The 10,716-nt window shown below is 47.1% G+C and carries 8 protein-coding genes and 1 pseudogene; 3 read left to right on the top strand and 6 right to left on the bottom strand.

Going from position 1 to position 10,716, the window contains the following annotated elements; all coding sequences use genetic code 11:
• Positions 1-26: 26 nt before the first annotated feature.
• The 3 genes and pseudogenes from Q4Q49_RS18365 to Q4Q49_RS18355 all read left to right on the top strand — a co-directional run bounded on the left by Q4Q49_RS18365 (position 27) and on the right by Q4Q49_RS18355 (position 2,290).
• Positions 27-1,144, top strand: a pseudogene (locus tag Q4Q49_RS18365) (IS91 family transposase).
• A 354-nt stretch (positions 1,145-1,498) separates the two neighbouring features.
• The gene (locus Q4Q49_RS18360) at positions 1,499-1,702 is read left to right on the top strand and encodes a hypothetical protein (RefSeq protein ID WP_312000056.1); all 204 of its coding nucleotides are present in this window, start codon (positions 1,499-1,501) and stop codon (positions 1,700-1,702) included.
• A 111-nt stretch (positions 1,703-1,813) separates the two neighbouring features.
• A complete protein-coding gene (locus tag Q4Q49_RS18355; RefSeq protein ID WP_208181275.1) occupies positions 1,814-2,290 on the top strand; it encodes a hypothetical protein in 477 nt (158 codons plus the stop codon).
• Positions 2,291-3,420: 1,130 nt separating this feature from the next.
• Here the strand turns inward: Q4Q49_RS18355 and xthA are convergent.
• The 6 genes from xthA to Q4Q49_RS18325 all read right to left on the bottom strand — a co-directional run bounded on the left by xthA (position 3,421) and on the right by Q4Q49_RS18325 (position 10,711).
• Complete coding sequence (gene xthA, locus Q4Q49_RS18350) at positions 3,421-4,233, bottom strand: exodeoxyribonuclease III (protein ID WP_259480655.1); 813 nt, start codon at positions 4,231-4,233, stop codon at positions 3,421-3,423.
• Positions 4,233-4,532: a YciI family protein gene (locus tag Q4Q49_RS18345; protein WP_006082200.1), complete on the bottom strand. Its 300-nt coding sequence runs from the start codon at positions 4,530-4,532 to the stop codon at positions 4,233-4,235. Before Q4Q49_RS18345 ends, xthA begins: the two co-directional genes overlap by 1 nt.
• On the bottom strand, positions 4,532-5,077 hold the full coding sequence (locus Q4Q49_RS18340) for a septation protein A (protein ID WP_012587356.1): 546 nt from the start codon (positions 5,075-5,077) through the stop codon (positions 4,532-4,534). The genes Q4Q49_RS18345 and Q4Q49_RS18340 overlap by 1 nt, the downstream gene beginning before the upstream one ends.
• Before the next feature lie 120 nt (positions 5,078-5,197).
• Complete coding sequence (locus tag Q4Q49_RS18335; RefSeq protein ID WP_312000055.1) at positions 5,198-6,340, bottom strand: IucA/IucC family C-terminal-domain containing protein; 1,143 nt, start codon at positions 6,338-6,340, stop codon at positions 5,198-5,200.
• A gap of 141 nt (positions 6,341-6,481) precedes the next feature.
• Complete coding sequence (locus tag Q4Q49_RS18330) at positions 6,482-8,686, bottom strand: TonB-dependent siderophore receptor (RefSeq protein WP_312000054.1); 2,205 nt, start codon at positions 8,684-8,686, stop codon at positions 6,482-6,484.
• 99 nt (positions 8,687-8,785) lie between these two features.
• A complete protein-coding gene (locus Q4Q49_RS18325) occupies positions 8,786-10,711 on the bottom strand; it encodes an IucA/IucC family siderophore biosynthesis protein (protein WP_312000053.1) in 1,926 nt (641 codons plus the stop codon).
• Positions 10,712-10,716 lie beyond the last annotated feature (5 nt).

Raw genomic sequence — 10,716 nt, 5'->3', positions numbered from 1 at the left:
TTGCTAGCAAGTCTTGGGGGGATGCCATGGCAACCTCCTACCATGTAAGCGATATCCTTCATCAGCACTTAGCCCACTATCAACAGCAGCATAAACTGAGCGAACAACAAGCCTTAGTCTGCCAGCATATTCAACAGTGTCGCACGCAAGCCTTGGGCATACAGCAATGGCGTTGTGATACTTGTCACTATGAGCAGCAGCTGTTTTGCTCCTGTGGTGACCGGCATTGCCCTCGTTGTCAGGGAAGGCAGACGCAAGCGTGGATTGCTGCGCAGCAGGCGCAAGTCTTGCCTTGTCGCTATTTCCATTTGGTCTTTACCTTACCCCACGAGTTGAATATCTTGGCGCACTACGCTGCCAAGCCGTTATACAGCGCCCTGTTTGAGTCTGTGTGGCAGACGCTTGCGCAGTTTGGCATGAAACGAAACACCTTCAGGGTCAATTGGGTTGCACTATGGTGCTGCACACGTGGGGGCAAACCTTGAGTCAACATATCCACTTGCCTTGCTTAATTCCAGGCGGGGTGGTGACGTCAGCGGGAGATTGGCATGGCGTAAAAACGGATTATCTGTTTCCGGTTAAAGCCTTGTCCACCGTGTATCGGGCCAAGTTATTACGGGCGCTGCGACAACATGAGCTGGCTATCCCTGCGGCTGACACCTTAATGGCAAAACCGTGGTGTGTTTACAGCAAAGCGTGTCTGAGCCGCGCTGAAACCGTGGTGGAATATCTCGGGCGTTATACCCGTAAAGGCATGCTGCATGAATCAAGAATTGCCGACGTGACCGCAGAGCATGTCCGTTTTCACTACAAGGACTATCGTGACGGTCAGCAGCATAAGCAAATGCGGCTAAGTTGTGATGAGTTTATCCGCCGTTACTTATTGCATGTATTGCCCAAAGGGCTGATGCGAGTGAGACATTTTGGTTTTCTCGCCAATGCTTGCCGCCGCAAAAAGCTCGCGCTCATCCAGCGGCAATTACGTAAGCCGCAGGTGGTATTGGCTAGTCCTTTGGTTAAGAAGGACTGTTTGTGGTCATGTCCGCAATGCCAGTTAGGTCATTTGCAGTTTATTGGGCTGATAAAACTGCAGAGATTAGTGATGATTAACAACCAAAGTCAGCCAGTACGTCTGTCAGGATAACCACCCCCTCAAGACGTAGCGTAACCGACAGCGAAAAGCAACCAGCCTTATGGGCACAAGCCGATGAGGGGATGTGGTGTGAGAGTGAGCCTGAGTCTGGGCTGGAATGCAGTGGACCACGCGCCTTAGTCAGTCAAAAGTGAGCTTGAAAGAATGATAAAGCTAAAACAATATCAAGTGATTACCCATCAAACTGTATAAAAAACCGCTACCGCAAAAAAGCAAATTCCTATAGCATCATTCATACCCATTTACACGGATGTGGCAGCGGCCAAGTCCAACAAGCGATTTATGCCCTGCAAACAGCGCAGCGCATAAATACTAAGACGTTAGGTTCTGGCTATGGTTACCTTCATGTTGAGCGTTATTGGAATAATTGGTGTTTTGCTGATCTTGCTACCGACAGAGTTCATCTTAGCGTTTGATGGTCAAACAGGACGCTGGCTATATGAACATGCTGAAGACAAAGTAGCAGGTATGAAAAAGGCTAGAAAATTTTACAGGTTGCTTGGTGTTTCTTGTTTAGTTGTTTCAGTCAGTTTCTTAATATTCACTTAACAAGCCTCTTAATTTAGATTCACCAAGGCTGTCATGTCATTTGCTGTGCAAATCGCCCGCCAGCATATGGTTCACTTATTAGAGGGGCGTTATGACTAAAAAGGAGGGGATATGCATTCTAAACAAACAGTACAAAATATTTTAGAAAGTCATGGTTTTAAGCTAAATAATGAAAGTAATGTTGGCGATAGTTATAAATTCAACCTTGATAATGGGTGGCAGGCTTCTGCATTTTGCTCGTTTGTCGGTAACATATTTCAAGGTAATATTGATAAGCAAGCATATGAATATATTCACGTTAGCTTATTTGATTGTATTGGTACACAGTATGAATTTAAAAGTTCGGAATCGTTAGATAAAAATATTGATCGAGTTATTGCTACACTTAAAGCTCACTCTGATAATGACGACATATTAAAATGTGAAAAATGTAATAGTCGATATGTTCAGCCTAAAAAGCCTCCAGCAGGAAAAAAATGGAAACCATTCCTATCTTGCAGTGGAATGATGATCGTAGGTAGTGGACGAAATAAAGGTGTCATGTGTGACGGTACATCTAAAAAATTACCAGCAGTAGTAGTAATTTAGTCATAACAAGTGCGTAATGCGGGAATTTTATTCGCTGGCGGTTCCCGCCAAAACGCTCATAAAATCCCCATACGCAAGCGTTATATTACTTTATGAGTATTTCGATTAAGCGTTTAAAAAGTAAGGCGAGAAGGAAAGTCGCGAATGGTTCTGCGATTATATTTTCTTCGTTCTTGTTAAGTATATTTGTTATGCCGTTAGGTATTCTTATTCTGCTACTAGGATTCGTAGGTGCAACTACCTATATCTATTCCAGCATTGGGAATATAAAGTGCCCTAATTGTCACAAACCTTTTGGGGTCGGTATGAGTTTTATAGGCTCAATCGAAGTGCCCACAAAATGTAATTGTTGCCATGAACAGGCATCGTAATATAACAAGTCAATTATGTTTGCCCAACAAGTTGGGCTGGGACGCGCACAAAGCGCGCGCCCCATATTGAAGCGTTAACCCATAGAAATTTTTATCCGAAATTCACCTTATACAGTCGACGTCCTGACACGCTTTTGTCCCAAAGTATGTTGCGTATATCTTGTAAATCTACAGATTACGCGAATGCTCGAAAGGTGAGCCATGGTGATTGGCGAGACGACCGTCCGCCCCATGGACGGGGCGATCGAGCATCCAAGGATGGACTTGCTGCGAGTCGACGAGCGAATGCCATGGCAAGCCTGTGCGAGTGGATACCCGTAAACGCTAAACTTCTAACAACTGAAATTACTGCTCCCCAAACACTACTTTCCAACGCATTTCTGTCCAAAAGCTTGCTATGTATTTCTGTAAAATAAACAGGCTTCGCCGATGCTAAACAGTTGAGCCTTGGTGATTTGCGAGACGACCGTCCGCCCTATGGCCGCTCTTTGGCGTTCATGCCATCGCGGCATTTGTGAATCCTTTCACATCAGATGGGGCGGTCGAACATCCACATATGGACTCGCTGTGTATCGTAGAGTGAATGCCATGGCTCACGATTAATCTGTGGCTGAAGCTAAGCTCACAACTTTTTTGCGATGTATGCTGTTCATTTTTAACTTACTTGTGCCAATCTCATTCTGCTTAAGTCACTCTCAAACAAAAACATCGGCCTAAGCCGATGTTTTATATCTACTAAGATGGTCGAACGTTAGCTGATTAGGCCTCTTTAAACGTGCTCCAAATGGGCGCGTGGTCTGAGGGTTTATCTATGCCGCGAAGATCGTAATCGACATCGGATTCGACTAAACGTGCTGCCAGTGAAGGTGTTGCTAAAATCACATCAATACGCAGGCCGCGGTTGTCATCGAAACCTTTACTGCGGTAATCGAACCAAGAATAACGTTCGATGCGCTCTGGGTGTAATTGACGGAAAGTGTCGACTAAACCCCAGTCTTGCAAGGTTTTCAACCACTCACGTTCTTCGGGTTGGAAGCTACATTTGCCGGTTTTTAGCCAACGCTTACGATTGACTTCACCTATGCCTATGTCTAAATCGGTCGGCGAAATATTGATGTCACCTATGATGGCGATATCTTCATCGTTGCTGTGGTTTGTCTGCAAGTAGTGCATTAAATCCTGATAAAACTTACGTTTAGCAGGATATTTTGTTGGGTGATCTATGCTTTCGCCCTGTGGGAAATAGCCGTTGAATACCGTTAACGGACGACCATTCGCTTGGGTAAATGTGCTGATAATCATGCGGCGCTGGGCATCTTCGTCATCGGTTGGAAAACCTTTTTGCAGCTTTTCTGGCGCGACTTTAGACAACATAGCAACGCCATAGTGGGCCTTGCCGCCGTGGTAATGCACTTGATATCCCATGGCTTCGACGTCGGCTAATGGAAACGCTTCGTCGTGCACTTTGGTTTCTTGCAGGCCGATAATATCGGGCTGGTGGCTGTCGATTAAGGCTTGTAATTGATGCAAGCGCGCACGCAGACCATTGATGTTAAAGGACACTATTTTCATTAGGGCAGGACTCGTTTGAAAGGTTTAACGACCACGCTTTTATACACGCCCGCTTCGATATAAGGATCGGCATCGGCCCAGTGTTTTGCTGCCACTAAGGATTCAAAATCGGCGACAACCAGTGAACCACTAAAGCCAGCATCACCTGGGTTTTCGCTGTCAATGGCTGGATGTGGGCCAGCGATCAGTAAACGACCTTCATCGGCGAGGGCTTGCAGCCGAGCTAAATGGGCAGGGCGAGCGGCTAAACGTTTTTCTAAACTGTTCTCAAAATCTTGAGCTGAAATCATATACCACATTATTTGAGTTCCTTGCGTTGATCTTCGGGAAGGTGTTTATAAAGATAAAATACGGTCAGGACAGTATTAATTAAGGTTAAAGCGGTTAAACCAAACACTTTAAAATTGACCCAAGTTTCTAATGGCAAACTAAAGGCGACATAGATATTGACTAGGCCACAGCTGGCGAAGAAGACGACCCAATACCAAGTTACGCGGGCCCAAATCTTGTCTTCTACTTGCATTTCTTTGCCTAACATCGACTTTAATATCGATTTATTGAGCAATTGGCTGACACCTAAGGCGATGGCAAACAAGCTGTAGATGATGGTCACTTTCCACTTGATAAAAGAATCATCGTGGAACACTAAAGTGAGTGTGCCAAACACTGTCACCATAGCAAAGGTGATTAAGTGCATCTTTTCAAGTTTCTTATATAGCGCATAGGTCACGATCAATTGAAGCGCGGTAGCTGCGATCAATGCGCCGCTGGCGATATATATATCGAAAAATTTATAGACAGCAAAAAAGATGACGAGGGGCAGGAAATCAAGCAGTTGTTTCATAATTAATCGTGTTAAAGAGACATGGGCTTGAGTGTAGCATGTGCAACATAAGGGCAAAAGCATCATGGGCCTAGGATTGCGATCTTGCCCATTAAACCGATTTAATCTTATAAGCTAGCTTCACGTTGGCTTGGCGGCGTTGACGTTAACCTTTGCACGACTTAACAGCGGGCAATCGTGGCATTGGCCAGTGTTGGCGAGTTGATACCTTAAGCAGCAAGTACGGCGAATGCAGTGGATTTTTGGGCTCGGTTTTGAGCGCGATGCTGTACTCGTTACTATTCTCGCAACTGTGTTCGGTGTTGCGCTGTCATGCTCTGGTTCGATGAGTAAGTTAATGCTGTTATACAGCGGATTTGTGCTGCCATCTAAAAAGGTCGTGCGGCGAAACAGGACTTGTTTTAGTTGCTGACTGTGCTGCTCAGTAAGTCCCAGCTCCCCAAGATACCAGTGGATCAGATAGCCTAAGTGGCTCCAATATAACTTGGCGGGTACAGGGCTCAGAGTGAGCAGGCGCTCCACACTCGGCTGCAGTAAGTTTAAGATAAAACCTTGTAGGACAAGTTCTTTATCAACTGGCGGCTTATATGGGCTTAATGGCGAGTGTACCTCAGTGTCTATCTTGATACTTGGCTTAGTGTTGGTTTGGGAAAGTGGCTTGATGCCGTGATGTTTTTTAAAAGTCAAAGCGGTATTTGGCTGGTGTTTTACGATGTTAAATTCAAATTTGGCCACTCGGCCACTGGCATGTAGCTGCATAAACACGGACCGTGGCTGCCATTGAAGAGTCTCGAATGCGGCTTTTGGGGCGTTGAAAATCCATTCCATCATAGGCGGAACTAAGAGGCCGAAATACCATTGGCCCCAAAGTGAATGCAGCGCTTTGCGAGTGTCTTTTCGATTGGCCACAGCGTTTTTACTGACCTCAGCGCTTTTACTGGCGAAAGCGGGCGCTCGGCTGGTTGCAGCTGTTTTATCCGTCTCGGTTTCGTTTTCGGTTTCGGTTTTAGTTTCAGTCTGACTTTCGGCGCTAGGGTGCGCTATGGCAAAACGCGCGAGCAGTTTTTGATAAGTATCGGCGCAGCTCCACTCATCGAAACTGAGTCCCGTGGGTGAGGACGTTGCGCTAAAGTGCTCGCCATAGAAGGGCGCGCGTTCATGTAACAGCTGATTGAGTGTCAAAATGGTGTGATTCAAACCGTCGTGGCTGTGCGAGGTATCGCGCAATAGTTGCAGTCTGGTGTCTCCTCGTTGGCTTGCCATAATGACTCCTTAATGGCTGTGATTGATTGCCGCTGTGCTTGATAAGCCACGCTATTATTGATAAGTCCAATAGATGAGGACCTTGTGGGCCCAAGATTTGGGCTCACAAGGGTTTTCGAACTATCTCAATAAAAGTCTGACTTAGAAGCGATAGTCCAAGGTTAAGCTGGCACTGCGCGGCGTACCGTATTGGAATTGACTATATTGACCGACTTGGCTGTAGTAGCTTTTATCTAAGGCGTTGTGCAGGTTTGCGCTGAGTTTAAGTTGCTCGGTGAAGGCGTAACTCGCCATTAGACTCGCTAGTGCGTAAGAGCCTTGCTCTACTTCGACTTTGCCAAGTGGCGAATTAATCGTTTGGTAGACGCGGCTCTGCCAGTTAACCCCCGCACCTATTTGCAATTTATGCCAATCACCGCCAAAGGTATAAGTGGTGAAGAGTTTTAACTGCTGACGTGGTGACGTGGTACTGATACGTTTGCCTTCAGGATCTTCGCTAGTGAACTGGGTGTAACCTAAGTAAAGATTCCAGTCATCAGTGATTTTACCCGTCGATTCAAATTCGAATCCCTGTGTTTTTGTACCGTTTACGCCTTCATACACTTGCGTTGTTGTTCCTGGGATCACATCGCCAGTGCTGACTCCGACATTGTCTTGTCTGATCTCAAACACCGACAGCGACATATCTAAAGCCTCATCGAACAGGCTCGCCTTAATCCCGCCTTCGTAGTTTTTCCCTTTGACCGGATCTAGATAGCTTTTATCGATTTTTTGCTTAGTTTGCGGTGCAAAAATATCCGTATAACTGGCATAGAGCGAATATTGCTCGGTCAGGGCGTAGGTGAGGCCGAAGTAAGTGGTGAGTTCGTTGCTGATGTTGAAATCGTAACGGCTGCCAAAATTATCTTGGTCGGTTTCCCACTCATTGAGGCGTAATCCGACGATGACAGCTAAAGCGTCGCTGAGATTAAGCTGAGTCGCTACATAGGCTGCACTCTGTTTGGTTTCGCCAAATGAACCCGTGGTATAGGTTTCCTTCCATTGAGGTTTTGGATATTGGAAGTTCGGATCGCGAAAATCCCCCAAAGGCGGTACTGCCGCAGTGGGATAATAGTAGGGATTGGCGAACTCTTGGCGTTGGCCATTCCAGCCAAACATCAATTGATGTTCTAATCCAAAGAGTTGGTATTGTCCTTCGGCGCGCAAATCCACATTGTGTTGGGTGCGACTGCCGTCGACATAGGCGATAGAGCCTGCAGTGGCGCCGATATTGGTTACAGGATCTGGATATCCCGTGGCCCATAGTACATCGAACTCCAATGAGTTATCGCCGTAGGTGTAAGTCCCTTTTAGGTTCCAACCGTTATCTAATCTGTGTTCGAGACTCGCAAAGGTGTTGAGGCCTTGGGTATGCGCCGAGCCCCAATCGGGCGCCGTTGAAGTGGCACGATCATAATTAGTGCGACTGCCATCGCTGTAAAATAGCGGTAAACCGCCCGACATAGTGCCGCTCGGCGTAGCATCTTGGTAATCGACACCAAGGGTGAATAAGGTGCTATCGCCAATATCGGTTTCGACTATGCCGTATAGCGTTGTGCGCTGTTGCTCGTACCTGTCTTGGAATGAATCTTTATCCTGATAGGCGGCCACCACGCGACCGCGCACAGAACCCGAATCATTTAAGCCGCTGGAAACATCGACCATACCACGCACATTATTCCATGAGCCCACACTTAACGAGGTGTTGCCCATAAACTCTTGAGTCGGGCGTTTACGGATAAGGTTAATGGCCGCCGAGGGGTTACCAGCTCCCGTCATGAGGCCAGTCGCGCCGCGTACCACTTCTACTCGCTCGTAGATGGCGGTGTCGATCAGATTATCTCCATAGTTGAAGCGGGTATCGTAGGTGGTTGGCACACCATCGTACAAAATACTGGTCACGGCAATGCCGCGGGCACTAATACTGTATCTGTCGTTATCCATTGGGCGGGCATTGATCCCCGCGACGCTGGTCATGGCATCAATGACACTATTAAGCTGTTGATCGTTCATCATCTGGCGGGTGATAGAAGTGACCGACTGCGGCGTTTCTAGATAGGATAAATCGAGCCCAGTTGCCGTGTTCATCGCTTGGGTTTTATAACGGTTGTCGTGTAAATCCTTAGCGCCAATGACATTGATGACTTCAATTTCTTTCTGGTGCTTTTTAGTTTTACTATCCGCATCGACAGTGTCAGCTGTGGCATGGGGAACCGTGGCTAACATGGCTGAGCACAGCAATAGCTTCGGGTTAACGAGGGCTTGCCGACAGACGAGTGCGATGCTGGAGAGAGGAAAAGTCTTCATAATGTTGATCTTTAATTCCGTTTAGGTTGGGTTTAAATAAAGTGGGCCAGTTAGTAGCCCACACAAACGTTTCGTAAAGTTTCAGGTCTGAGCTGCGTGTTAACGTGTTTTCGGCTCAGCGCTGCCAAGTTTGGGACGCTTAAAGGCATGGCTTTGTCTAAAGGCCGCCAAGGGATTGTCGATGTCACCGGCGAAACGCAGGTTTTTCTCCCTGTCGGCGAGGTCTATCATTTGTTGATTATTATTCAATTGGATACGATTGAGGCACGTACGTACAAAGCTGTCCTTAAACAGATCGTATTGGGCAAACTTGTCGGCCAAATGTGGATGCTGGGCTTGGTAGTCACGTACATTGTCCGCCACTAACTCCCAGAATTGGCTTTCACTGACGCTGGTTTGCTCATCGAGCAGCGGTGCTAAATAGCGGAAAATACAGTCAAAAATATCCAGTAAGATGTAGTTAAGCTTCATCTCTTCTTCAAGGCTTACCGCCAGGCGTTTTACATCATCAGGTAGCGGCTTCGCGCCATTGAGTACCGCGACTTCTTCGCCTATGTCTTTCATTAAAATCTTGACTGGCACATATTCATCGAGCACTAAGATCAGGTTTTCCCCGTGTGGCATAAAGACCAGATCGTAGGCAAAAAACGCATGTAACAGCGGCGATAAATACAGGTTTAAGTAGCGACTGACCCAATCCTTTGCAGCTAAGCCTGAGGCCGTTATCAAGGCTGCAATCAGCGCTTTATCTTCATGATCCGTGTGCAGTAGGGCAGCCATGGTCATCAAATTTTGCTTAGGCGCAATGTGCGGCAGTGGGCTTTCGCGCCACAGGGCCGAGAGCATTTTTTTGTAGGCGCTATCTTGGGTGAGCGCTTGCTCGTAATAATGGTGGTGATATCCTATGGCGGCAATTTCCTTCAGGATCACAAAGCCTTGTTGGGCAAAGTAAGGGTCGCTCTCAACCAAGTTCGCCACCCACGCATTAATTTGTGGTGTGCAGCTCATGTAAAGGGGCGATAGACCACGCATAAAGCCCATATTTAGGATAGAAAGCGCGGTTTTGACGTAGCACTTTTGCGGCGATGCAAGGTTGAAGAAAGTGCGTATCGATTGCTGCACTTGGTATTGCTCATTGCCTTCACCAAGATAAACCAGATCGCCGCGGGCTATGTCGCCGGCAAAGACGCGGGCGATTTTTTCACGCCACTGCCAAGGATGCACTGGCATAAAGTAGAAGTCCTGCGGATCATGCTGCTGGGTTTTAAGATGCTGCTGAAAATCATCGAACTGCTGACCGAGCTCTGCTTTTAATAACGCGTCGTGATTCAAGTTTTCGAGGGCGGCAAACGTGGTCTTGCTCTTGCGCACCCCAAGCCAGACTAACTGCATTGGCGCGGCGCTTTCTGGGGCAAATTGACGGTAATCCTGCATATCGAAGCCAATACGGCCGTTATTGGCAATAAACACCGGATGGCCTTCAGTCATACCCGCTTCTATGCTCTGATAATCGGCTCGCGCCAGCGTGGCGGCGGGGATCGCCTGATACGCTAACTTGTACGCCTTGCTATAAAGCGTGCTAGTGATTTCCTCTAAATAGGTAGGCAGTAAGGTTTCGCTGATCCCTAAGTCATTTTTAAGGGAAATGATCAGCGACATCGCATCGAGAATTTGCTCTTGTCCTGCGACTGAAACGCGGATGGAATCGGCATCAATCGCGAGATGATCTAGCTGATAGTGCCGTGCACTAAAATAGTAAGTGCTGTCTTTGAGCCGCAGTTCATAGTGGTTAAGCCCTGCTTTTTGCCCGTATAGCGTCGGTGTAATGAGCTTCTCGTGGGTGAATTCGCAGAGGATTTTCTTCACTAAATGCCGATTAGCCGCTTGCCAATAGGCGGGGGTCAAATGCTCTGGCATAGAAGTCGAGGTTGACGACAGTGTTGGCTCGAGTTGAGCCGCTGCATGAGTTGGATGATCCTGCGTTGGCAATGGATTTATTAATAAGGCTTTTGTGGGTAAGTTCATCTAAT

Source organism: Shewanella sp. SP1S1-7 (assembly GCF_031932105.1).
Lineage (GTDB): Bacteria > Pseudomonadota > Gammaproteobacteria > Enterobacterales > Shewanellaceae > Shewanella > Shewanella baltica.
This window is presented reverse-complemented; position numbering and strand designations above follow the sequence as displayed.